Source organism: Mesorhizobium sp. ISC11 (assembly GCF_037162595.1).
In the GTDB taxonomy this organism is placed as follows: Bacteria; Pseudomonadota; Alphaproteobacteria; order Rhizobiales; family Rhizobiaceae; genus Mesorhizobium; species Mesorhizobium ciceri.
The window spans coordinates 1983769-2006740 of record NZ_JAVSPW010000001.1 but is presented as its reverse complement, the minus strand read 5'-3'; the positions used below and the strand labels follow the sequence as shown (position 1 = coordinate 2006740).

The following is a 22972-nucleotide window of genomic DNA, read 5'->3' as shown; positions in this document are numbered from 1 at the left end:
TGTTGTCATCATCGTCTCCTGCCGCGCGAACCCGGTCGCGATTGCGACGCGCGGGCGCGGCCCTTGGCCTTGTGAAACGACCGCTTGGAGCCCGGCAGAGGCTTTGGGTCGGTCAACATCTCGAAGCGCATCGCGCCGGCCATCGGCGCCACCTCGATAAGCCGAACCTCGACGCGGTCCGCGAGTTGGTAGCCTTTGCCAGAGCGTTCTCCGAACAGGGAGCGAGCCGTTTCATCGTATATATAGTAATCGCCGCCCAGAGTTGACACCGGGATGAAACCATCCGCGCCATACTGCGGCAATTGGACAAATAGTCCTGATTTGGTGACGCCGGAGATGCGGGCATCGAACCGGTCATCGACGCGTTCGGCGAGATAGGCGGCGATCAGACGGTCGACCGTGTCCCGCTCGGCCGCCATTGCGCGGCGTTCCGTGCCGGAGATCAGCACCGCGACATCTTCGAGCCGTGCCGCTTCGTCCTGCGTCAGCCCACCCGGACCCAGTCCGAGTGCGGCAATAAGTCCGCGATGGACGATCAAATCGGCATAGCGGCGGATCGGCGAGGTGAAATGGGCGTAGCGGCGGAGGTTGAGACCGAAATGGCCGATGTTCTTTGGCGAGTATTCGGCCTGGCTCTGCGAGCGCAGCACCACTTCGTTGACAAGGCCTTCATTGTCGGCGCCGCGCACGCGCTCCAAAATGCCGTTGAACTGGCTTGGCTGCATCTGCGCGCCGCGCGCCAGTGACAGGCCCAATGTCTGCAGGAACTCGCGCAGCGATTCCTGCTTGGCGAGCGACGGCGCGTCGTGGACGCGATAGACCAACTCCTGCTTCTTCGCCTCCAGCGTCTCGGCCGCGGCGACATTGGCCTGGATCATGAATTCTTCGATGAGCTTGTGGGCATCGAGCCGCTCCGGCACGATGACGCGGTCGACGGTGCCGTCCGGCTTGAGTACGATCTTGCGCTCCGGCAGATCGAGTTCGAGCGGCTGGCGGCCATCGCGGCCGCGCTTCAGGATCGCATAGGCGTCCCACAGTGGCTTCAGCACGGTTTCGAGGATCGGGCCTGTCTTGTCGTCCGGCGCACCGTCGATCGCCGCCTGAGCCTGTTGGTAGGCGAGCTTTGCCGCCGACTTCATCATGACGCGATGGAAGGTGTGCCTGAGCTTGCGGCCCTCGGCCGAAAAGATCATGCGCACTGCCAATGCCGGCCGGTCCTGGCCCTCGCGCAGCGAGCAGAGATCGTTGGAGATGCGCTCGGGCAGCATCGGCACGACACGATCCGGGAAATAGACCGAGTTGCCGCGCTTCAGCGCTTCGCGGTCGAGTGCAGTGCCATAGCGCACATAGGCGGCGACGTCGGCGATCGCCACGGTGGCAACCACGCCGCCGGGGTTCTTCTCGTCGAGATCCGGCGTGGCGAAGACGGCGTCGTCATGGTCCTTGGCGTCGGCCGGATCGATGGTGATCAGCGGCAGGTCGCGCCAATCCTCGCGGTGATCCAGCGTCGCCGGCTTGACCGCTTCGGATTCTGCGATGACGTCGGCCGGGAAGATATGCGGAATGTCGTGCGCATGGATGGCGATCATAGAGACCGCCTTTTCGCTGGTCAGAGAGCCCAGCACGTTGAGCACCTTGGCTCTCGGCAAGCCGAAACGGGAGGCTCGCGCCGGCTCGACCTCGACCAGGTCGCCATTCTTGGCGCCGTTCTGGAATTCCTTGTCGACGATCAGTTCGGGCTGGCGCCGTTCCACCGGTTCGATGCGGAAGGTGCCGTCCTGCAGGATGCGAAAGATACCGAGCACGGCATCGGTACGTTTTTCGAAAATCTTCACCACCCGCCCGGTGTAGGCGGGGCCGCCCAGGGCGACGTTCGTGTCGTCGGCGGGAAAGGTCTTGGCCAGCACGCGGTCGCCAATGCCGGGCGCCGGTCCACTGCCACTGCGCGACAGGCGGATGGAAACGATGGGCGGCGGCCCATTGGCTGTGTGTTCGGTTGGGCGCGCCAAGAGCACGCCATCGGCATCGCGGTCGAAAATATCGAGGACCGTGACATGGGGCAGGGCGCCGACGCGGGCCAACCCCTTGCGCTCCTTGGTGAGGACGCCTTCGTCCTGCAGGTCGCGCAAAATGTCCTTCAGCCAGATGCGGTCGTCGCCGCGCAGCGCGAACGCCTTCGCGATGTCGCGCTTGCCGGCGCGATCGGGATTTTCGGCAATGTAGCGCAGGATTTCGTCACGCGACGGCCGATAGTCGTCCTTGACCTTGGCCCTGGTGTCGGCGGTGCGCGGATCGCCGTGGGTTCTGCCGGTGATCTTGCGCGCCACGCTGTCCTACCCTTTTTTCTTCGCGGCCGGCTTCTTCGCAGCCGGCTTCTTGGCGGCAACTTTCTTGGTTGCCGGAGCTTTGGCCGCGGCCGCCTTGCGGAACGGCTTTTTGCCGCCGCCGCCCTTGGCTTCCTTCTCGGCAATCAGCGCCAGCGCATCCTCCATCGTCACCGACTGGGGATCCTTGCCCTTGGGCAGCGTAGCATTGACCTTGCCGAAATTCACGTAAGGCCCGTATTTGCCGTCGCGCACGACGATCTTGCCGCCGCCATCGGGGTGGTCGCCGAGCTCCTTGAGCGCAGCGGCCGTGCCGCCATTGCGGCCACCCTTGCCCTTCAGCTGCTTCTCGGCGATCACCGACACGGCGCGGTTGAGGCCGATCGAGAACACGTCCTCGATGCTTTCGAGATTGGCATAGGTGCCGTCATGCAGCACGAACGGGCCGTAACGGCCGAGCCCGGCCGAGATCATCTTGGCCGTTTCCGGATGCTGGCCGACATCGCGCGGCAGCGACAGCAGCGCCAGCGCCTTTTCGTGGTCGATCGACTCTGCCGTCCAGCCCTTGGGCAGGCTGGAGCGCTTGGCTTCCTTGCCGTCGCCGCGTTGCAGATAGGGGCCGAAGCGGCCGCTGCGCAGCGTGATTTCCTCTGACGTATAGGGATCCTTGCCGATAACCTTGGTGCCGTCTTCGCCGCCGCCATTCTCACCATTGGGGTTGGCGGCATCGCCGAGCTGGCGGGTGAAGGAGCATTCGGGATAGTTGGAGCAGCCGACGAAGGCGCCGAACTTGCCGAGCTTCAGCGACAGATTGCCGGTGCCGCATTTCGGACAGATGCGTGGGTTCGAACCGTCCTCGCGCGCGGGGAACACCAGCGGCGCCAGCTCTTCATTGAGCGCATCCAGCACGTCGGTGACGCGCAGTTCCTTGATGTCGGCGACGGCGCCGGAAAAATCCTTCCAGAAATCGCGCAGCACGTCCTTCCAGGCGAGCTTGCCGTCGGAAATCTCGTCGAGCTTTTCCTCGAGGGACGCGGTGAAGTCGTACTCGACATAGCGCTTGAAGAAGCTTTCGAGGAAAGCCGACAGCAGCCGGCCCTTGGCCTGCGGCACCAGCCGGCGCTTGTCGATGGTGACATAGTCGCGGTCCTCGAGCGTCTTCAGGATCGCCGTATAGGTAGAAGGCCGACCGATGCCGAGCTCTTCCAGCTTCTTGATCAGCGACGCTTCGGAGTAACGCGGCGGCGGCTCGGTGGTGTGCTGGGTGGCGTTGATCGCCTGGCGGGCAAGCTGCTCGCCGGCACGGATCTCGGGCAGGCGACGATTTTCCTCGTCTTCCGCATCGTCGTCCTTCTGGTCGGTGTATGCGGCGATGAAACCGTCGAACCGAACGACCGAACCGATGGCACGCAGCTCCGCGGTGCGCGATCCATTGACCGCCTCGATCTCGGCGGTGGTGCGCTCGATTTCGGCCGGCTGCATCTGGCTGGCGATGGCGCGCTTCCAGATCAGCTCATAAAGCCGCATCTGGTCGGAATCGAGATATTGCCTGACCGATGCCGGGGTGCGCATGAAATCCGTCGGGCGGATCGCTTCGTGCGCTTCCTGGGCGTTCTTGGCTTTGGCCGTATATTGGCGCGGCTTTTCCGGCAGGTATTTCGGACCGAATTCCTTGGCAATGGCATCGCGTGCGGCGTCGATCGCCTCGGGTGCCATCTGCACGCCGTCGGTTCGCATATAGGTGATCAGACCGGTGGTCTCGCCGCCGATCTCCATGCCTTCATAGAGGCGTTGCGCCACCTGCATGGTGCGGCTGGCCGAGAAGCCGAGACCCGACGAGGCGGCCTGCTGCAGCGTCGAGGTGGTGAAGGGCGGGCCGGGATTGCGCTTGGTCGGCTTGGCTTCCACCGACACCGCCTTGAAGGTTGCGCCTTCGAGCATCGACTTGATGTCGTCGGCCTGCGCCTTGTTTGAAATGTCGAGCTTTTGCAACTTCTTGCGATCGAAGGCGGTCAGCCGCGCTTCGAAATTCTCGTTGCGCGGCGTGCCCAGCAGTGCAGCGATCTGCCAGTATTCCTCGCGGATGAAGCGCTCGATCTCGGATTCGCGGTCGCAGACGAGACGCAGCGCAACCGACTGGACGCGTCCGGCCGAACGGGCGCCCGGCAGTTTGCGCCACAGCACCGGCGACAGCGTGAAGCCGACGAGATAATCCAGCGCCCGGCGGGCGAGATAGGCATCAACCAGCGGCGCATCGATCTGGCGCGGATTGGCCATCGCTTCCAGCACCGACGATTTGGTGATGGCGTTGAAGACGACGCGGCTGACCGGCTTGTCCTTCAGCGCGCGCTTCTGCTTCAGAACTTCCAGCACATGCCAGGAAATCGCTTCGCCTTCGCGATCCGGATCGGTGGCGAGGATCAGGCCGTCGGCGTCCTTGACCGCCTTGGCGATGTCGGCGAGGCGCTTGCCGGAGGCGGTGTCGACCGCCCAGGACATGGCGAAATCCTCATCCGGACGCACCGAGCCATCCTTGGCCGGCAAGTCCCTGATATGGCCGAACGAGGCCAGAACCTTGTAGTTCTTGCCGAGGTATTTGTTGATTGTCTTCGCCTTGGCCGGCGATTCGACGACGACGACGTCCATGAGGTCTCATATCAGCTGTGGTGCGGCAGAAGAATTCCGCTGCGCGCGACGAAATCTCGTTCTATTTGTCGCTCACATGGCCGCGCTTTTGCATCCGGTCAAGGGGAAGCGCCCAAATTGCGGGCCGGTCCGCAGCAATACACTCTTAGAGTGTATGGAGAAAATCACAGAATTTGGGAAAGGCAGATGGTGGGTCTGAGTCAGCGGAAACGACCCGATTCATTTTTCCGCCGAGTCGTTGAAATGCTGCCCAAACCAGGACGGGCGACATTATAACGGGCTGTTCGATGCCGGCCGCCGGATGGCATGGAGATGCCCGGCGACCAGCCCTTGTCCCGCCAGCAGCGGGACTGGCGTGCTTAGTCGGCCTTGACGATATGCCAGACTTCCCCGACGCCGTCGCCGGTCACATCGCCGGGCTTCTTGTCCTTTATGAAGGTGTAGACCGGCTTGCCGTCATAGGCCCACATCTTGGTGCCGTCGGTGCGGTCGACGACGCTCCACTCGTCATCCGCCTTGGCGCCGGCTTCGGCTTTCAGCGGCGGCCAGTTGGTGGCGCATTTGTCGTAGCAGTTGCTCTTGCCCTTCTCGTCCTTGTCATAGGTGTAAAGCGTCATGCCATTGGCGTCGGTGTAGATCTTGGCGCCATTGACCTCGGCTTCCTTCCACGCGTCGGCAGCGAAGGATGCGGCGGTGCTGAGCAGAAGCGCTGCCAGTCCTGCGGTTATGGTTTTCATGGAAATCTCCTGACTGATATCTGGAGACGCGCGGGAAATCGCGGCCTCACAGCATCAACGCCTGCGGGCTGTCGTTTCTTCCTGGCAAGTGCGTCGGGCAATGGATGATCTTGCCAACACAATGGTGATTGGTGGACAAGGCTGCGCGTCGCTATATCGGCGTCACGACATTGGAGTTATTGGAAATGGCATTGGACATCGGCTATGTCAGCGCGGTCGGGGCTGGGGCGATTTCGTTCCTGTCGCCTTGCGTGCTGCCGCTGGTGCCGCCTTATCTCTGTTATATGGCCGGCGTCTCGGTCGACGATTTCCGTGGCAATGCGGGTGCGACAGCGCGTGAAGGCGCACGCGGCGCGCTGATCTATTCTTCGATCGCCTTCGTGCTCGGCTTCTCGACCGTCTTTGTCGCGCTCGGCGCCGGCGCCTCGACCATCGGCCGGCTGCTGCGCGTCTGGCAGGAGCCGCTGGCCATGGGCGCAGGCGTGCTGATCATCCTGATGGGCCTGAATTTCCTCGGCATCCTGCGCATTCCGCTGCTGTCACGCGAGGCACGCTTCCAGTCGCAAGGGAAGCCGGCAAGTGCAATCGCGGCCTATGTCATGGGGCTGGCTTTCGCCTTCGGCTGGACGCCGTGCATCGGCCCGGTTCTGGGACCGATCCTGACGCTGGCCGGCGGCCGTGAAACGGTGGGCGAGGGCGCGCTGCTGCTCGCCGCCTATTCGCTGGGGCTGGGCATCCCGTTCCTGATCGCAGCGCTGTTTTCCGGCGCCTTCATGCGCTTCCTCGGCAAATTCCGCGTCCATCTCGGCCGCGTCGAAAAGGCCATCGGCGCGCTGCTGGTGATCGCCGGCGTGTTTTTTCTGACTGGTGGCGTGCAGACCGTGTCGTATTGGCTGCTGGAGAATTTTCCAGTGCTGGGGCGGCTGGGGTAGTCTCCCCCCGCACGGGAACGATGCACACCAGCCCGCATTTGCAGTGCCGTTGACCAACACTTTTTCGAGCCGGGAGGCGAGAATGGTAGCCAAGGCGGATGTGCGAAAATTCTTCAAGGCCTATGAGAAAATCTACAATGACGCGATCGCCGACACCGTCGATCTCAACGACGTCGCGGACATGTATTCGGCGGGTTTTGTCTCGGTGACGCCGGCGGCGGTCATGGTTGGCGAGAATGGCGAGCAGTTGAAGGCCATTATGACAAAGGGTTTTGAGGCCTATCGTGCCCTCGGCAGCAAGAGAATGACCTGCGTCGATGTCTCGGTGATGCCAATCGATCAGGACCATTGCGTGGCTGAGGTAAACTGGTCCGGTGACTATGAACGCAAGGATGGGAGTCTCGTGACCATCGACTTTGCGATCAACTATCTCGTCGAAAAGCGCGATGGCAAGCTGAAGGTGTTTGGCTGGATATCGGGTGACGAGCAGGCGGAATTCAGGAAACACGGCCTGTTGTAGGGGTGCTGACTGCCGAATTCTGTCCTAAGACCCGCTGATTAAGAGTCAGCTGCTCCGCCATCTCACCGGAATTTAACCGCATTGGTGAAGCATGGGCCCACTGCTATCCTGTCTTGATTCCCAACCCTTTCATATGGTTGCCCATCCATGAGCCAGAGATCCTGCCTGTCCGTCATCCTCGCCGCCGGCGAAGGCACGCGCATGAAGAGCGTACTGCCGAAGGTGCTGCACCAGATTGCCGGGCTGCCGATGGTCGCCCATGTGGTGAAGGCAGCGGAAGAGGCGGGTGCCGGCAGCCAGGCGCTGGTGATCGGCCATGGCGCCGACGAGATGCGCAAGGCCGCGGCAAAGTTCGCGCCCAAGGCCGAGACTTTCGTGCAGGAAAAGCGCCTTGGCACCGCGCATGCCGTGCTTGCCGCACGCGATGCGATATCAAAGGGTTATGACGATATTCTCGTGATGTTTGGGGACACGCCGCTGATCGACGCAGATGCGCTGACCGTGGCGCGGCTGAAACTGGCTGAAGGCGCTGCCGTCGTCGTGATCGGATTCCGTCCGCCCAGTCCGACTGGTTATGGCCGGTTGATCGAAAAGGACGGCAAGCTGATTGCCATCCGCGAGGAGAAGGACTGCTCCGAGGGGGAGAGGAAAATAACCTTCTGCAATGCCGGCATGATGGCGGTGGCCGGCGCCCAGGCGCTGGCGCTGCTCGATCGGGTCGGCAACAAAAATGCCAAGGGCGAGTATTATCTCACCGACATTGTCGAGATCGCCAGTGCGCGAGGCCTCGATGTCGTGGCCACCGAAGCCAGTTTCGAAAGCGCGCTCGGCATCAACAACCGCGCCGAACTGGCGCAAGCCGAAGCTATCTGGCAGGCGCGCCGGCGGCATGAGACGATGCTGTCGGGCGTGACGCTGATCGCGCCGGAGACGGTGTATTTCTCGCACGATACCGAGATCGGCACTGACACGATCGTCGAGCCCCATGTCTGGTTCGGTCCGGGCGTGAAGATTGCCACGGGCGCCAAGATCCATGCGTTCAGCCATATCGAGGGCGCCACCATTGCGTCCAATTGCGATGTCGGGCCGTACGCGCGGCTGCGGCCGGGCGCCGATCTCAGGAACAAGGCCAAGGTCGGCAATTTCTGCGAGGTCAAGCAGGCGGTTATCGAAGAGGGCGCCAAGGTCAACCATTTGACCTATATCGGTGACGCCCGTGTCGGTGCTGGGGCCAATATCGGCGCCGGCACCATTACCTGCAATTATGACGGCTATTCGAAATTCTTCACCGACATCGGCGAGGGCGCTTTTGTCGGCTCCAATTCGTCGCTGGTGGCGCCTGTCACCATCGGCAAGGGCGGCTACATCGCCTCAGGCAGCGTGATCACCGAAAGCGTGCCCGACGACGCGCTGGCCTTCGGCCGCGCCCGCCAGAAGACCATTCCAGGCAAGGGCAAGGAGTTGCGCGAGCGCTTTGCTTCGGCGGCGGCGGCGAAAAAGTAAGACCAGCCCGCAAACCGAACGATTGCAGTAACCGGATTGCAAGAGCGGCCTGTCATGGTGCATCGACAGAATGAGCGTTCCGTTATACGGGACGAAATGCAATGTGACTTTCCACGGCAGGCCGGCCATCCCTAAATAGCGCTGGTTTTCCGGGGAATCGGGGGCTTTCTGCATGTGCGGTATCGTTGGAATCGTCGGCCACTCGCAGGTTGCGCCGCTCATCGTCGATGCGCTGAAGCGGTTGGAGTACCGTGGCTATGATTCGGCCGGCGTCGCGACCATCGAGCGTGGTGAACTCGCCCGCCGCCGTGCCGAAGGCAAGTTGATCAACCTGGAGCGCCGGCTCAAGGACGAGCCGCTCGATGGCACGATCGGCATCGGCCACACGCGCTGGGCGACGCATGGCGTGCCCAACGAGACCAATGCGCATCCGCATTTTTCCGACGGCGTCGCCATCGTCCACAACGGCATCATCGAGAATTTCGCCGAACTGCGCGACGAACTGGTCCGCGACGGCTATTCTTTTTCGTCGCAGACCGACACCGAGGTCGTGGCGCATCTGGTGGCCCGCGAACTCGCCAAGGGGCTGAATCCGGTCGAAGCCGCGCACCAGGCGCTGAAGCGGCTGGAAGGCGCCTTTGCGCTGGCGATCATGTTCAAAGGCGACGAGGATTTGATCGTCGGCGCCCGCAACGGTCCGCCTTTGGCCGTCGGCCATGGCGATGGCGAGATGTTCCTGGGCTCCGACGCCATCGCGCTCGCCCCGTTCACCAATTCGATCACCTATCTGGAAGATGGCGACTGGGCGGTGGTACGCCGCGACGGCGTGGAGATCTTCGATATCGGCGGCACAAAGGTAGAGCGCAAACGCCAGCAGTCGCTGTCGACCAGCTTCATGGTCGACAAGGGCAACCGGCGCCATTTCATGGAAAAGGAAATCCATGAGCAGCCCGAGGTGATCTCGCACACGCTGGCGCATTACGTGGATTTCGTCTCCGGAGTGTCGAAGCCGCTCGACCTGCCGTTCGACTTCGCCAAAATTGGTCGGCTGGCGATCTCGGCCTGCGGCACGGCGTATCTGGCCGGCCTGATCGGCAAGTACTGGTTCGAACGCTACGCGCGCCTGCCCGTCGACATCGATGTCGCCTCCGAATTCCGTTACCGCGAAATGCCGCTGTCGAAGAACGATGCGGCGTTTTTCATCTCGCAATCGGGCGAGACCGCCGACACGCTGGCCTCGCTGCGTTATTGCCGCAAAGCCGGCATGAAGATCGGCGCGATCGTCAATGTGCGCGAATCGACCATGGCGCGCGAATCCGACGTCGTGCTGCCGACGCTTGCCGGACCCGAGATCGGCGTCGCCTCGACCAAGGCCTTCACCTGCCAGCTTTCCGTGCTGGCCGCGCTTGCGGTGCGCGCCGGCGTGGCGCGCGGTATGATTTCGAAGGAACAGGAGAAAACCCTGGTGCGCGCGCTTTCGGAGGCGCCGCGCTACGCCAACCAGGTGCTCAAGCTTGAAGAGCAGATCGAGCGGATCGCGCGCGAACTCTCGCGCTACAAGGACGTGCTCTATCTCGGCCGCGACACCAACTTCCCGCTGGCCATGGAAGGCGCGCTGAAACTCAAGGAAATCTCCTACATCCACGCCGAAGGCTATGCAGCCGGCGAACTGAAGCATGGGCCGATCGCGCTGATCGACGAGAACATGCCGGTCATCGTCATCGCGCCGCATGACCGGATCTTCGAGAAAACCGTTTCCAACATGCAGGAGGTGGCGGCGCGCGGCGGCAAGATCATCCTGATCACCGACAGCAAGGGCGCGGCGCAGGTGAGCGTGAAGACGATGGAGACGATCGTGCTGCCGGACGTGCCGGAAATCATCTCGCCGATCATCTATGCGCTGCCGATACAGATGCTGGCCTATTTCACCGCCGTGTTCATGGGCACCGACGTCGACCAGCCACGCAATCTGGCGAAATCGGTGACGGTGGAATAGGTTTTGCCCTTCCAGACCGGAGGTTGAGCCGAATGGCATCGAAGTTCGCACGTCCAGTTCATCCTGGAGAATTCCTGCGTGAAGAATATCTCGTCCCGCTCGGCATGAGTGCAGGCGCGCTGGCGAAAAAGCTCAACCTTCCGCGCACCCGTATCGAACGCATTGCCAAGGAAGAGATCGGCCTGACTCCCGATATCGCTCTTCGCCTCGCCAGATTTTTCAACACCACGCCCGAATTCTGGATGAATTTTCAACAGGCCTATGAGCTTGAAACCGAAGCCAGAAAGCTGGCGCCGGAGCTCGAGAAGATTGAGCCGTTGGAAGTAGCGGCATAATCGGCTCTTTAAAAACTTCGCAGTTCCAAAGCTTCGTCCGGTTCACTAATGTTGCGCTGCAACCCGCGCTCCGGTGAACCATGTCCGATGCTCCCAAGACCTCCGGCATGACCCGGCTGAGGAACTATTTCCTCACGGGCTTCATCGTCTGCGCGCCCTTGGCGATCACCGCCTACATTGCCTGGTCGTTCATCGGCTGGGTCGATTCCTGGGTGAAGCCTTATATTCCGGCCCGCTACAGCCCTGACACCTACCTGTCGTTTCCGGTGCCGGGGTTCGGACTGATCGTGGCGCTTATCCTGATCACGCTGATCGGTTTCCTGACGGCAAACATCGTCGGCCGCGCCATCGTCAATTTCGGCGAGCGCCTGCTTGGCCGCATGCCGCTGGTGCGCGGCATCTACGGCTCGCTGAAACAGATTTTCGAGACCGTGCTGTCGAACAAGGGTGACATGTTCCGCCAGGTCGGGCTGGTCGAATATCCGCGCAAGGGCGTGTGGTCGCTGGTGTTCGTCGCCAGTGAAAAGGAAACCGAGATCAACCAGAAGCTCGACCAGGAAGGCGATCCGCTGATTGCCGTATTCATGCCGTGCACGCCAAACCCGACCACGGGCTTCCTGATGTATGTGCCGAAGTCGGACATCGTGCTGCTCGACATGACGATCGAGGATGGCGCCAAGCTGATCGTCTCCGCCGGTCTGGTGGCGCCCGAAGTAAAGCAAATGGTTGTCGTGAATGGCGAGCCGATCGAAGGGATGCTCGCCAACCCTTCGGTTGCCGCCCTGGCTCAGCCGGCGCGCAGAAGCCGCACGGCTTCGTCGCGACCGAACAAGTAAAGCAGCAGGCGCAACGCCTCACCACGCTGCGATTGCAGCTCCGGATCGCGTGACAGGATCAGCCTGGCATCGTCGCGGGCGGCCTCCAGAAGGTCGGCATGCGCCTCGATGCGAGCCACCTGGAAGCCCGGCGTGCCCGACTGGCGGGTGCCCAGCAATTCGCCTTCGCCGCGCAGCTTCAGGTCCTCCTCGGCGATCAGGAACCCATCCTCGGTCTCGCGCATCACCGACAGCCGGCGTTTTGCGGTCTCGCCGAGCGGGTCCTTGTAGAGCAGCACGCATGAGGAAGGCTTGTCACCGCGTCCGACCCGGCCGCGAAGCTGGTGCAGTTGGGCAAGGCCGAAGCGCTCTGCATGCTCGATGACCATGACGGTGGCGTCCGGCACGTCGACGCCGACCTCGATGACGGTGGTGGCGATCAGGATGCGTGTCTCGCCCTGCTTGAAGGCGCGCATCGCCTCGTCCTTCTCGGCACCCTTCATGCGGCCGTGAACGAGACCGATGCGATCGCCGAACAATGGTTTCAGCGAGGCGAAGCGGTCTTCGGCCGACATCAGTTTGATCTCTTCGGATTCCTCGACCAGCGGACAGATCCAGTAGATCTTCTGGCCGCCGGCGACGGCGTCCACCATGCGGTCGACCAGTTCGTCGAGCCGCTCGAGCGGCAGCGTAACGGTACGGATCGGCTGGCGGCCGGCCGGTTTTTCCGTCAGTTTCGACACGTCCATGTCACCGAAAGCGGTCAGCACCAGGGTGCGCGGGATAGGAGTGGCCGTCATCACCAGCATGTCTGGCGCGTCGCCCTTGGCGGTGATGGCAAGCCGCTGATGGACGCCGAAACGATGCTGCTCGTCGATGACGGCGAAGACGAGGTCTTTGAAGGTGACGGTCTCCTGGAACAGCGCGTGGGTGCCGACGACGATGTCGATCTCGCCGCTTGCCAGGCCGGCCAGCGTATCCGTGCGTTCGCGGCCCTTCTCGCGACCGGTGAGGATGGCGATGCGAAGCCCTACCTTGGCGGCAAGCGGCGTGATGGTCGCCAGATGCTGGCGCGCCAGGATTTCGGTCGGTGCCATCAAGGCTGCCTGGCCGCCGGCCTCGACGGCACGCGCCATGGCCAGCAGCGCGACGACGGTCTTGCCGGAACCGACATCGCCCTGCAGAAGCCGCAGCATGCGCTCTGGGTCGACGAGGTCGGCATTGATTTCGGCCAGCGCAAACTCCTGGCTTGATGTCAGCGAATAGGGCAGCGCGGCCCGCAGTTTTTCGACGATGCGGCCGTCGCCGACCAGGGGTCGCCCGGACAGCCTGCGGACTTTCGCTCGCACCAGCGCCAGCGAGACCTGGCCCGCCAGCAACTCGTCATAGGCGAGCCGCCGCCAGGCGGCACCATCGATGGAGACGTCAATCGGGTCGGCCGGATTGTGGATGCGGGCAAGCGCATCGCCAAAGGCCGCAAAGGTGTGCCGCCGCATGAAGGCGCCGTCCTGCCATTCGGGAAATTCAGGCACGCGCGTCAGCGCCTGGCCGATCGCCCGGCGCAGCACCTTGCCCGAGAGCCCGGCTGTCAGGGGATAGACCGGCTCGACCAGCGGCAGGTTTTCCGCCTCGCTGGCCAGCGCAATATGGTCGGGGTGGACCATGCTCGGGCGGCCGTTGAACCATTCCATGCGGCCCGAGACCACGACATGCTCGCCCTCGGGCATCGCCTTTTCGAGATAGGAGGCGTGAGCATGGAAGAAGGTCAGCGCGATCTCCCCGGTATCGTCATGGGCGAAGACCCGGTAGGGCACCGACCTGTTGCCACGCGGTGGCGGCTGGTGGCGGTCGATGCGCACATCGAGCGTGACGATCTGGCCTTCCGCGGATCCCGCGATACCAGGCCGACTGCGCCGGTCGATGACGGTGTGCGGCAGCACGAACAGAAGATCGCCGGCACGCGCCGCGCGGTCGCCGAGATCGGCCGGAACAACCTTCTCGATCAGCGCGCCGACTTTCGGTCCGACGCCTGCAAGCGACGTGATCGGGACAAACAAGGGATCGAGGATGGTCGGGCGCATGATGTCAGCTTATGTTGCGACGGCGGCAGCGCAAGGCTGACAGCCCCTTCTATCCACGCTATATGCGCCGCAGCAAGCAAGGATGCGGTACGATGACCGGAACGACGAGATCAAGCGAGGGGCTGGACGTGCGCCGCCGCAAGCTTCTGTTTCGCTCCTGGCATCGCGGCATGCGCGAGATGGACCTGATCCTCGGCACTTTCGCCGACGCTGAGATCGGCGTCTTGACCAACGAGGAAATCGACCAATATGAGAGGCTCCTCGACATTCCCGATACCGAATTCCTGCCTATGGTCACCGGCGAACGCCCGGTTCCGGCCGATATCGATTGTGCCGTCCTGCGAAAGATCCTGGCTTTCCGCCGCTCTCTGACATTCTGAACACAAGCAATTCCAGGAAAAGTAACGAAGCGGTTTTCCGTTCGGAATTGCGATAAAACAAGACCGTGATTTCATGAGCCTCATTCCCACCATCGGTCTGCCGAAAGGCCGCGCCGGTCAGTTCATCGTCGATGGCGTCGCCGACGGCTACGAAGCCTTTGCGCTGGTGCAGGCGGCGCTCGAGATCGCGCCCGACAAGCCGGTTCTGTTCGTCGCGCGCGACGGTCAGCGCCTGCCGGCGATCATCGAGGCATTGTCCTTCGCGGCCCCCGGCCTGCCGGTGCTGGAACTGCCGGCCTGGGATTGCTTGCCCTACGACCGCGTCTCGCCCGGCTCCGATGCGGCCGCCAAGCGCCTCGATGCGCTGACCGCCATGATCGCTCTGGCGAAGAAGCCGCACCGCGCCGTCATCCTCACCACCGCCAATGCGCTGCTGCAGCGCATTCCGCCGTCCGAGTTGGTCGAGGCGCAGACTTTTCATGCCAGGCCCGGCAACCAGGTCGACATGAACGCACTGGTCTCGCGGCTGGAAACGTCCGGTTTCGAGCGTGTGCCGACAGTGCGCGGCATCGGCGAGTTCGCGGTGCGCGGCGGCATTCTCGACCTGTTCGCTCCCGGCTGGACCGAGGCGCTCAGGCTCGATTTCTTCGGCGACACGCTGGAATCGATCCGTGTGTTCGACGCCGCCACGCAGCGCACCACCGGTCAACGCAAGTCGATGGCGCTGCAAGCGATGAGCGAGGTGGCGCTGACGCCGGAAACCATCAGCCGCTTCCGCCGCTCCTATATCGAAGCCTTCGGCGCACCGCAGCGCGACGACGGGCTCTATGCGGCGGTCAGCGAAGGGCGTCGCTTCGCTGGCATGGAGCACTGGCTGCCGTTCTTCTACGAACGGCTGGAGACGGTGTTCGACTATCTGCCTGACACGCCTGTCATCTTCGACCATCTGGCGCATGAGGCGCTGGCCGAGCGCCACACGCTGATCCTCGATCACTACGAGGCGCGCAGGAAGCAGGCCGACGGCGCGCTGAAGGATGCGGTGCCCTATAAGCCAGTCGCGCCGGACCTGCTCTATCTCTCCCCGGAAAACCTGATCACCTCGCTCGGGCCGCGCGAAGCGATCGACTTTACGCCATTCGACGCGCCCGACATTGGCGCCAAGAAGGTCTATCACGCCGGTTCGCGCCACGGCCGCAGCTTCGTCGAGGAGCGCGCCGATCCGAACGCCAACGTGTTCGATGTCGTCGTCAAACACATCGCCGATGAGCGCGCGGCGCGCCGCCGCGTCGTCATCGCCGGCTGGACCGAAGGCTCGCTCGACCGGCTTGGCCAGATCCTCGCCGAACACCATCTCGGCAACCTCAAGCAGGTCGTGACGCTGGCGGAAGCCGAAAAGCTCGAGCCGGGGCAGGCGGCCCTGGCCGTGCTGCCGCTCGAATCCGGCTTCGAGACCGAAAAACTGGTCGTCGTCGCCGAACAGGACATTTTGGGCGACCGGCTGATCCGGCGCTCGAAACGCAAGAAGCGTCCCTCGGATTTCATTGCCGAGGCCTCGGCGCTGTCGGCCGGCGACATTGTCGTCCATGCCGACCACGGCATTGGCCGTTTCATCGGCCTGCGCACCATCGAAGCGGTCGGCGCACCGCATGACTGCCTGGAAATCCATTATGCCGGCGACGACCGGCTGTTCCTGCCGGTGGAAAACATCGAACTCCTGTCGCGCTACGGTTCTGACACGGCCGAGGCGACGCTGGACAAGCTTGGCGGCGGCGCCTGGCAGTCGCGCAAAGCGCGGCTGAGGAAGCGCCTGCTCGACATGGCCGGTCAGTTGATCCGCATCGCCGCCGAGCGGCAGATGCGCTCGGCGCCGCCACTGGTGCCGGCAGAAGGCCTCTATGGCGAGTTCGCCGCCCGCTTTCCCTATGAAGAGACCGACGACCAACAGACGGCCATCGATTCGGTGCGCGACGATCTTGCTGCCGGCAAGCCGATGGACCGGCTGATTTGCGGCGATGTCGGTTTCGGCAAGACCGAAGTGGCGCTGCGTGCCGCCTTCATCGCGGCAATGGAAGGTTTTCAGGTGGCGGTGGTGGTGCCGACGACATTGCTGTCACGCCAGCATTTCAAGACGTTTTCGCAGCGGTTTTCCGGCCTGCCGATCCGCGTCGCCCAGGCGTCGCGGCTGGTCGGCGCCAAGGAACTGGCCGAGACCAAGAAAGGCATCGCCGAAGGCCAGGTCGACATCGTCATCGGCACGCACGCGCTGCTCGGTTCCGCGATCTCGTTCAAGAACCTTGGTCTGCTGATCATCGACGAAGAGCAGCATTTTGGCGTCAAGCACAAGGAACGGCTGAAGGACCTGAAGACCGACGTGCACGTGCTGACGCTGTCGGCGACGCCGATCCCGCGAACGCTGCAACTGGCGTTGACCGGGGTGCGCGAGCTGTCGCTGATCGCCACGCCGCCGGTCGATCGCATGGCGGTGCGCACCTTCATATCGCCCTTCGATCCGCTGGTGATCCGCGAGACGCTGCTGCGCGAACGCTATCGCGGTGGCCATTCCTTCTATGTGGTGCCGCGCATCAGCGATCTCTCGGAAATACATGATTTCCTGAAGGAATCCGTGCCGGAGTTGAAGGTGGCGGTGGCTCATGGCCAGATGCCGCCGGGCGAACTCGACGACATCATGAATGCCTTTTATGACGGCCAGTACGACGTGCTGTTGTCGACCACCATCGTCGAATCCGGCCTCGACATCCCGACTGCCAACACGCTGATTATTCATCACGCCGACATGTTCGGCCTGTCGCAGCTCTACCAATTGCGCGGCCGCGTCGGCCGTTCGAAGGTGCGGGCCTACGCGCTGTTCACGCTGCCGGCCAACCGCAAGCTGACCGACACCGCCGAGCGGAGGCTCAAGGTGCTGCAATCGCTCGACACTCTGGGCGCCGGCTTCCAACTGGCCAGCCACGACCTCGATATCAGAGGCGCCGGCAATCTTCTCGGCGAGGAGCAGTCCGGACACATCAAGGAGGTCGGCTTCGAACTCTACCAGCAGATGCTGGAAGAAGCCGTCGCCGAGGTGAAGGATTCGGGCGAGGTGCAGGATGGCGGCTGGTCGCCGCAGATTGCCGTCGGCACGGCGGTGATGATCCCGGAAAGCTATGTTCCGGACCTGCAGCTCCGGCTGGCGCTTTATCGCCGTCTCGGCGATCTCGAAAACACCGAGGAAATCGACGCTTTCGGCGCCGAGCTGATCGACCGCTTCGGCCCGCTGCCGGAGGAGGTGAAGCATCTGTTGAAGATCGTCTTCATCAAGGCGCTCTGCCGCAAGGCCAATGTCGAAAAACTCGACGCCGGGCCGAAGGGCGTCGTCATCCATTTCCGCAAGCGCGAATTCTCCAACCCGGTCGGGCTGGTCAAGTTCATTGGCGAACAGGGATCGTTGGCCAAGATCCGGCCGGACCACAGTGTCGTCTTCGTGCGCGACTGGCCGACAGCCGAGAAGAGGCTGGCGGGCTCGGCGGTCGTCATGACGCAGTTGGCACGGCTGGTGGAGAAGGCGGCGTAGCTAGCCTCGGACCATTCGCCAGCGCTGAAATTCCGGTCTAGAATAGGAAATCGGCTTCGTGTATGGAGCCGCGATCCCCAATTGGGGCGGGAATGGCGGAGTATAGGCCGCTGGAAAGAGCGTTGGGTGCAGCGATGACGAAATGGTCGCCGAATTCGTGGAGAGCAAAGCCGATCAAGCAGGTTCCTGCTTATCCGGACCTCGCCGCGCTGAAGAACACGGAAGCCCAGCTCGCAACCTTTCCGCCGCTGGTTTTTGCCGGTGAGGCGCGCAAGCTCAAGAAGCAGCTCGCTTCGGTCGCTGCCGGTGACGCATTCCTCCTTCAGGGTGGCGATTGCGCCGAGAGCTTCGCCGAGCATGGCGCAGACAACATCCGCGACTTTTTCCGCGTCTTCCTGCAGATGTCGGTGGTGCTGACCTTCGCCGGCGCGCAGCCGGTGGTGAAGGTCGGCCGCGTTGCCGGCCAGTTCGCCAAGCCGCGCTCGTCCGACAACGAGACCAAGGGCGAGGTGACGCTGCCCAGCTATCGCGGCGACATCATCAACGGCATCGAATTCGACCCGAAGTCGCGCATTCCGGATCCCGCTCGCCAGGAAATGGCGTACCGCCAGTCGGCGGCGACGCTGAACCTCCTGCGCGCTTTCGCACAGGGCGGCTATGCCAGCCTGGAGAACGTGCATCGCTGGATGCTCGGCTTCGTGTCCGACAGCCCGCAGGGCGAGAAATACGAGTCGCTCGCCAACCGCATCACCGAGACGATGGACTTCATGAAGGCCGTCGGCATCACTTCGGAAACCAACTATGCGCTGCGCGAGACCGATTTCTATACCAGCCATGAGGCGCTGCTGCTCGGCTACGAGGAGGCGCTGACGCGTGTCGATTCGACCTCCGGCGACTGGTACGCTACCTCGGGCCATATGATCTGGATCGGCGACCGCACCCGCCAGCCCGACCATGCGCATGTCGAATATTGCCGCGGGATCAAGAACCCGCTGGGGCTGAAATGCGGTCCGTCGCTGACGCCGGACGGCTTGCTGGAGCTGATCGACTTGCTCAACCCCGAAAATGAACCCGGCCGGCTGACGCTGATTGCACGTTTCGGCTCCGACAAGGTCGCCGACCATCTGCCGAAGCTGGTTCGGGCGGTGCAGAAGGAAGGCCGCTCCGTGGTGTGGTCGTCGGACCCGATGCACGGCAACACGATCGAGGCCGCCGGCTACAAGACGCGGCCGTTCGACCGCATCCTGAAGGAGGTTCAGACCTTCTTCGAAGTGCACCGCGCCGAAGGCACACATCCGGGCGGCATTCATGTCGAGATGACCGGCAAGAACGTCACCGAATGCACCGGTGGCGCGCGCGCCATCACCGCCGAGGAGTTGCAGGACCGCTACCACACCCATTGCGACCCGCGCCTCAACGCCGACCAGGCGATCGAACTGGCGTTCCTGGTGTCAGACCTGCTCAAAAAGAGCCACCCGGTGCAGCACAAGCAGGTTGCGAACGGTTAAGCTCGATTTCGGCCTGAACGGCTGACGGAAAAAGCGCTGGAGAAATCCGGCGCTTTTCTTTTGGTTGGTTCAGTGCCCGCGTTCCCAGCGCAGGCCGGCGAGTCTGGGGTCAGCAAACGCCGTCCTTGAAAACTCGATGCGCTTTTCCGGAAACTCGCAGATCGCCTGCACGCCGAACGCCCCAAGCCGGATGCGCCAGGTCCGCGGCTCCAGCGGCTTTGCCTTGGCAAAGCCGCGGCAGGTCAGCAGCGCAATGTTGGCGCCCTTGGGATCGCGCGCCGAGCGGTAGCGGATCGCCTCCAGCCCGGCCTCGCGGGCAGTATCGGCAATGGCCTGGCAAGCGGCATAGTCGGTCGGATGCGTCCATGCCGTTGCGTCACGATCGAGCGGCGGCCGGGTGAGATCGATCACCTTGGCGCATTTGATCGCGGCCGCAAAGGCCGTGTATTCGGCGGCGTCGCTTGGCCAGGGTGTTTTGGGCGACTCGGCAAAGAACAGCAGCCGGTAGAAGGCCATTTCGGCCACCGCGGTCATCATGGTCTCGGCCGCATAGTAGACGCCCTTGGTCCTGCCGGCACGGCGGAAGCGCGAACCGTGCGGATAGACCGAGCCGTAGCGGAAGGGCGTCGCCAGGAGATAGTGGAGATGGCGGCATTCAATTGGGATCTGCGGCTTAGTTTCCTCGATCAGGTCTTCCAGCATCGCCTGTTCGTCGAGCGTGTCGACGATTTTCAGCGTCGAGACATGGTGCTGCGCTTCGACCATGCGCCAGTACTTGCTGTCGATGCCGACGGTCTCAGACGAGAGCGCGTCGGGAGTCCAGATAGGCAATGACATCGACGAGCCCGGTGATGGTGAGGATCTTTTCAAGCGGAGCAGCGTCGAACGCCGTGTTGGCGTTCTTCAGCCATGCCCGGGCGACGACCGCGTCGCCGCCGACAATGGCGTCGAGCGAGCGGAACAGCCTGACGAACAACACGGCAAGCTCGAATGGCTTGGTGCCGCGCTCGAGCACGAATTCGTTCCTGCGCATGCGCGAAACCGTGGCCTCCGAAACTCCGATCACCGAGGCCAGCATTCTGGCGGTGATGTCCAGCAGATCGGCCGCGCGCACCGTTGCCTTGGTCAGGACTGCATTCTCGGCTGTCTTGGCAGCGGTTTGAGATTGCATTGCGACGCCTTCCTGTTTCTGTGGAAAATATAGGCCACAAAAATTCATATGGAAAGGGACGGACGCAAAACAATCTGCAAACGGGAGACTCAGTCCTTCTTGTAGAGCAGCCAGCTCTTGCCGGCTCGGCCAGCCATCGTCGAGTGCCTGGTGACGCGGTTGCGGCCGCTGACCTTCGAGCGATAGAGCGCCCGGTCGGCCTTGGTGTAGAGATCTTCGGGTCCTTCGGCTTCGGACGCCATGCAGATACCCATCGAGACGGTGACGGTGCCGTAATTCGTGCCCGTCTGGCTGCTGGTGAACGGCGTCTGCTCGATCAGGGCACGAATACGCTCTGCAACGTCATAGGTGGCGTCCTCGCTGGCGCCCTCGACGATCAGCGCGAACTCCTCGCCGCCGGTGCGAGCAACGAACATGTCGCCGCGAATGCTGGTCTGGAAGATATCGGCGATGCTCTGGATGATCTTGTCGCCGACCGGGTGGCCGAAGCGGTCGTTGATGTCCTTGAAGCGGTCGATGTCGGCAAGGACCAGGGCGTTGAACAGGATACCCCTGTTGCTGTTGTAGATCCTGGTGATTTCCTTGTCGAAGGCGCGGCGATTCCAGATGTGGGTCAAGGGATCGGTGTCGGCCAACCGTTTGTATTCCTCGAGCTTCGATTTGACGGTCTCGAGTTCGGCCGTCTTGTCGCTGAGCGTCGAGGCCACCTGCCGGCCGTGATCGATCGTCGAATTGGTGGCGACCGCCATGGCGTTGGCGATCTTGTGCAAAAGATCCTGGGAGAGGAGGCTGCGGCCGTTGAGGCCGCTCGATGTCTCATCGAGGATCCTGCCGTATTTCTCGATATGGCTGCGCTCGCTCCGCAGCAGTGAAGCAACCTCCTCGAGCTCCCTGGCAATGACGTCTCGGGCATGCTCGACGATGCCAGGGCCATGGTTGTGGGCAAAGAAAGTGCGCCCGATCTGATCCAGTTCATCCTGTGTCGGCCGGCTGCTCAGCGAAACGACGGCCAGGCTGAGTTCGCGATTGGTGCCGCTCAGGGCCTCATAGAAGATCTCGTAATTGCGCGGCAGGCCGAGCACGCCCAACTGGCGCATTGTCGCGACAACAGTGGCTGCGATGTCGGTGCGTTCGGTCGGGACAGCTGCCGGCTGCATTCTGGTTCTTCCCCCGGATGATCCGCGGAATTCGCGGATCCCCTTTTGTCGCCGAACCCTGGGGAATGCGACCGACGCTTCGGAACAACTTGCGAAGGGATGCGTCCCCACCCACGGCCTTCACTTGCAGGGTGACCATAAATGCGCTGTCGCTAAAGTTCTCTTAACTGGCGAAGGTTCCGCGGGTTTCTCTGTCTGCGGGCTGTAAAAGCTCTGGTTCGCGCGTCCAACAGTTGGAAACAACGCCGGTGCAGCGGCCTGAATTCGCGATTCGCGCATCGCACGTTTCAAAATGAAACCGAATTTCGGATTCTCCACGCCAGTACATGTCGCATTTGCTTGCGTGCGTGCGCCGCAAAGCTGGAATCCTGAAGGCGATGCCAGGCACTTTTCTTTCAAGGAGGATCGACGTGAGTGGTGGTCACCAGGGGTCGTGTCTGTGTGGAGCCGTCCGCTTCAGAACGAACGGAGCGTTGCGTGGCGTCGTCTATTGTCATTGCTCGCAATGCCGCAAGCAGAGCGGACATTTCTATGCCGCGACCAATGTTGCCAATGTCGACATCGTGATCGAAGGCGTGGAAAGTATCACCTGGTACGAAGCCTCTACCTTCGCCAGGCGTGGGTTCTGCAAGGCATGCGGGTCGGTGCTGTTCTGGAAGCCGCGAGACCAGGACTACGTTTCAGTCATGGCGGGATCGTTCGACAAGCCGACAGGTCTTGAGGGGGAATGCCATATCTTCGTTGGTGACAAGGGCGACTATTATTCGATCGACGACGGGCTGCCGCAGTTTGAAAAGTCGACACCGTCCATACCGGTTGCTGAATGAATCTTGGACAAGTCACCTTATTCCATTGATCTGGCCAGCCATTGCATTATCCCGTGCCGGTGATTCGCAAAGGGGTTTGGCATGCAGCGGCTGATCGACGCTTATTTCAATTCGGTGCGGGCGTTTCGCAAGCTGGCCGCCAGCGAGAAGGCTTTCCAGCAGGAGCTGATGCTGCTGGCGCTGGCACTGCCGCTCGGCTGGTTCGTTTCGATCTCGTGGCGCGGTTATGCCTTGCTGGTCGGCGCGGTGCTGCTCTTGATCATGGTCGAGGTGCTGAACACCGGCATCGAGGCGGCATGCGACGCTTTCAGCCGCGAGTTCAATGTCGACATCCAGTTGGCCAAGGATTGCGGTTCGCTGGCGGTGCTGATTTCGGTGCTCATCGTCGCCGGTGTCTGGGGCATCGCCATCATCGAGCGGATCACTGGGCTACCGATCTAGCCTTTCGATGCCTATATGCCAGTCACCA

General features: G+C 62.6%; 18 protein-coding genes. 11 read left to right on the top strand and 7 right to left on the bottom strand.

The window, feature by feature from the left end:
• Nucleotides 1–8: 8 nt before the first annotated feature.
• From rnr to RPF88_RS09980, 3 genes are all read right to left on the bottom strand, one after another.
• Nucleotides 9–2327, bottom strand: a complete 2319-nt coding sequence (rnr, locus tag RPF88_RS09990) for a ribonuclease R (RefSeq protein WP_337122286.1) — start codon at nucleotides 2325–2327, stop codon at nucleotides 9–11.
• 6 nt (nucleotides 2328–2333) lie between these two features.
• Entirely contained in the window at nucleotides 2334–4970 is a 2637-nt protein-coding gene (gene topA, locus RPF88_RS09985) for a type I DNA topoisomerase (protein WP_013531916.1), read from the bottom strand.
• A 359-nt stretch (nucleotides 4971–5329) separates the two neighbouring features.
• Nucleotides 5330–5707 (bottom strand): COG4315 family predicted lipoprotein, encoded by a 378-nt coding sequence (locus RPF88_RS09980; protein ID WP_024503571.1) that lies wholly within the window; start codon nucleotides 5705–5707, stop codon nucleotides 5330–5332.
• A 185-nt stretch (nucleotides 5708–5892) separates the two neighbouring features.
• Between RPF88_RS09980 and RPF88_RS09975 the strand changes: the two genes are divergently transcribed.
• The 6 genes from RPF88_RS09975 (at nucleotide 5893) to RPF88_RS09950 (ending at nucleotide 11829) form a co-directional block, all read left to right on the top strand.
• Nucleotides 5893–6639 carry a cytochrome c biogenesis CcdA family protein gene (locus RPF88_RS09975; RefSeq protein WP_337122284.1) on the top strand — a complete coding sequence of 249 codons (747 nt, stop codon included), beginning with the start codon at nucleotides 5893–5895 and terminating at the stop codon, nucleotides 6637–6639.
• An 82-nt stretch (nucleotides 6640–6721) separates the two neighbouring features.
• Nucleotides 6722–7159 carry a hypothetical protein gene (locus tag RPF88_RS09970; protein WP_013531913.1) on the top strand — a complete coding sequence of 146 codons (438 nt, stop codon included), beginning with the start codon at nucleotides 6722–6724 and terminating at the stop codon, nucleotides 7157–7159.
• Nucleotides 7160–7306: 147 nt separating this feature from the next.
• Nucleotides 7307–8662 (top strand): bifunctional UDP-N-acetylglucosamine diphosphorylase/glucosamine-1-phosphate N-acetyltransferase GlmU, encoded by a 1356-nt coding sequence (gene glmU / locus RPF88_RS09965; RefSeq protein WP_337122283.1) that lies wholly within the window; start codon nucleotides 7307–7309, stop codon nucleotides 8660–8662.
• A 172-nt stretch (nucleotides 8663–8834) separates the two neighbouring features.
• Nucleotides 8835–10658: a glutamine--fructose-6-phosphate transaminase (isomerizing) gene (gene glmS, locus RPF88_RS09960; RefSeq protein WP_027161477.1), complete on the top strand. Its 1824-nt coding sequence runs from the start codon at nucleotides 8835–8837 to the stop codon at nucleotides 10656–10658.
• A 32-nt stretch (nucleotides 10659–10690) separates the two neighbouring features.
• Nucleotides 10691–10993, top strand: a complete 303-nt coding sequence (locus tag RPF88_RS09955) for a HigA family addiction module antitoxin (RefSeq protein WP_337122282.1) — start codon at nucleotides 10691–10693, stop codon at nucleotides 10991–10993.
• Between the two features lie 80 nt (nucleotides 10994–11073).
• Nucleotides 11074–11829 carry a DUF502 domain-containing protein gene (locus RPF88_RS09950; RefSeq protein WP_013531909.1) on the top strand — a complete coding sequence of 252 codons (756 nt, stop codon included), beginning with the start codon at nucleotides 11074–11076 and terminating at the stop codon, nucleotides 11827–11829.
• On the opposite strand, the gene recG is transcribed toward RPF88_RS09950, so the two are convergent.
• A complete protein-coding gene (recG, locus tag RPF88_RS09945; protein ID WP_337122280.1) occupies nucleotides 11781–13889 on the bottom strand; it encodes an ATP-dependent DNA helicase RecG in 2109 nt (702 codons plus the stop codon). The two genes, RPF88_RS09950 and recG, sit on opposite strands and share 49 nt — an antisense overlap.
• A gap of 92 nt (nucleotides 13890–13981) precedes the next feature.
• Here recG and RPF88_RS09940 point away from each other — a divergent pair, with 92 nt between their 5' ends.
• From RPF88_RS09940 to RPF88_RS09930, 3 genes are all read left to right on the top strand, one after another.
• The gene (locus RPF88_RS09940; protein ID WP_013531907.1) at nucleotides 13982–14269 is read left to right on the top strand and encodes a succinate dehydrogenase assembly factor 2; all 288 of its coding nucleotides are present in this window, start codon (nucleotides 13982–13984) and stop codon (nucleotides 14267–14269) included.
• A 73-nt stretch (nucleotides 14270–14342) separates the two neighbouring features.
• On the top strand, nucleotides 14343–17840 hold the full coding sequence (gene mfd, locus RPF88_RS09935) for a transcription-repair coupling factor (protein WP_337122279.1): 3498 nt from the start codon (nucleotides 14343–14345) through the stop codon (nucleotides 17838–17840).
• A gap of 134 nt (nucleotides 17841–17974) precedes the next feature.
• The gene (locus tag RPF88_RS09930; RefSeq protein ID WP_013531905.1) at nucleotides 17975–19348 is read left to right on the top strand and encodes a class II 3-deoxy-7-phosphoheptulonate synthase; all 1374 of its coding nucleotides are present in this window, start codon (nucleotides 17975–17977) and stop codon (nucleotides 19346–19348) included.
• Nucleotides 19349–19417: 69 nt separating this feature from the next.
• Here RPF88_RS09930 and RPF88_RS09925 read toward each other — a convergent pair whose 3' ends face one another.
• The 3 genes from RPF88_RS09925 to RPF88_RS09915 all read right to left on the bottom strand — a co-directional run bounded on the left by RPF88_RS09925 (nucleotide 19418) and on the right by RPF88_RS09915 (nucleotide 21676).
• On the bottom strand, nucleotides 19418–20185 hold the full coding sequence (locus tag RPF88_RS09925; RefSeq protein WP_013531904.1) for an RES family NAD+ phosphorylase: 768 nt from the start codon (nucleotides 20183–20185) through the stop codon (nucleotides 19418–19420).
• Nucleotides 20145–20519 (bottom strand): MbcA/ParS/Xre antitoxin family protein, encoded by a 375-nt coding sequence (locus RPF88_RS09920; RefSeq protein ID WP_013531903.1) that lies wholly within the window; start codon nucleotides 20517–20519, stop codon nucleotides 20145–20147. Before RPF88_RS09920 ends, RPF88_RS09925 begins: the two co-directional genes overlap by 41 nt.
• Nucleotides 20520–20608: 89 nt before the next feature.
• The gene (locus tag RPF88_RS09915; protein WP_027161481.1) at nucleotides 20609–21676 is read right to left on the bottom strand and encodes a GGDEF domain-containing protein; all 1068 of its coding nucleotides are present in this window, start codon (nucleotides 21674–21676) and stop codon (nucleotides 20609–20611) included.
• Between the two features lie 410 nt (nucleotides 21677–22086).
• On the opposite strand from RPF88_RS09915, the gene RPF88_RS09910 reads away from it, so the two are divergent.
• Complete coding sequence (locus RPF88_RS09910) at nucleotides 22087–22503, top strand: GFA family protein (protein WP_127367076.1); 417 nt, start codon at nucleotides 22087–22089, stop codon at nucleotides 22501–22503.
• Between the two features lie 81 nt (nucleotides 22504–22584).
• Nucleotides 22585–22944: a diacylglycerol kinase gene (locus RPF88_RS09905; protein ID WP_013531900.1), complete on the top strand. Its 360-nt coding sequence runs from the start codon at nucleotides 22585–22587 to the stop codon at nucleotides 22942–22944.
• Nucleotides 22945–22972 lie beyond the last annotated feature (28 nt).

Excerpts from the sequence above, each read along its gene's own strand:
- topA (WP_013531916.1), bottom strand. The coding sequence starts at position 4,970 with ATGGACGTCGTCGTCGTCGAATCGCCGGCCAAGGCGAAGACAATCAAC.
- RPF88_RS09980 (WP_024503571.1), bottom strand. The coding sequence starts at position 5,707 with ATGAAAACCATAACCGCAGGACTGGCAGCGCTTCTGCTCAGCACCGCC.
- RPF88_RS09975 (WP_337122284.1), top strand. The coding sequence starts at position 5,893 with ATGGCATTGGACATCGGCTATGTCAGCGCGGTCGGGGCTGGGGCGATT.
- RPF88_RS09970 (WP_013531913.1), top strand. The coding sequence starts at position 6,722 with ATGGTAGCCAAGGCGGATGTGCGAAAATTCTTCAAGGCCTATGAGAAA.
- glmU (WP_337122283.1), top strand. The coding sequence starts at position 7,307 with ATGAGCCAGAGATCCTGCCTGTCCGTCATCCTCGCCGCCGGCGAAGGC.
- glmS (WP_027161477.1), top strand. The coding sequence starts at position 8,835 with ATGTGCGGTATCGTTGGAATCGTCGGCCACTCGCAGGTTGCGCCGCTC.
- RPF88_RS09955 (WP_337122282.1), top strand. The coding sequence starts at position 10,691 with ATGGCATCGAAGTTCGCACGTCCAGTTCATCCTGGAGAATTCCTGCGT.
- RPF88_RS09950 (WP_013531909.1), top strand. The coding sequence starts at position 11,074 with ATGTCCGATGCTCCCAAGACCTCCGGCATGACCCGGCTGAGGAACTAT.
- recG (WP_337122280.1), bottom strand. The coding sequence starts at position 13,889 with ATGCGCCCGACCATCCTCGATCCCTTGTTTGTCCCGATCACGTCGCTT.
- RPF88_RS09940 (WP_013531907.1), top strand. The coding sequence starts at position 13,982 with ATGACCGGAACGACGAGATCAAGCGAGGGGCTGGACGTGCGCCGCCGC.
- mfd (WP_337122279.1), top strand. The coding sequence starts at position 14,343 with ATGAGCCTCATTCCCACCATCGGTCTGCCGAAAGGCCGCGCCGGTCAG.
- RPF88_RS09930 (WP_013531905.1), top strand. The coding sequence starts at position 17,975 with ATGACGAAATGGTCGCCGAATTCGTGGAGAGCAAAGCCGATCAAGCAG.
- RPF88_RS09925 (WP_013531904.1), bottom strand. The coding sequence starts at position 20,185 with ATGTCATTGCCTATCTGGACTCCCGACGCGCTCTCGTCTGAGACCGTC.
- RPF88_RS09920 (WP_013531903.1), bottom strand. The coding sequence starts at position 20,519 with ATGCAATCTCAAACCGCTGCCAAGACAGCCGAGAATGCAGTCCTGACC.
- RPF88_RS09915 (WP_027161481.1), bottom strand. The coding sequence starts at position 21,676 with ATGCAGCCGGCAGCTGTCCCGACCGAACGCACCGACATCGCAGCCACT.
- RPF88_RS09905 (WP_013531900.1), top strand. The coding sequence starts at position 22,585 with ATGCAGCGGCTGATCGACGCTTATTTCAATTCGGTGCGGGCGTTTCGC.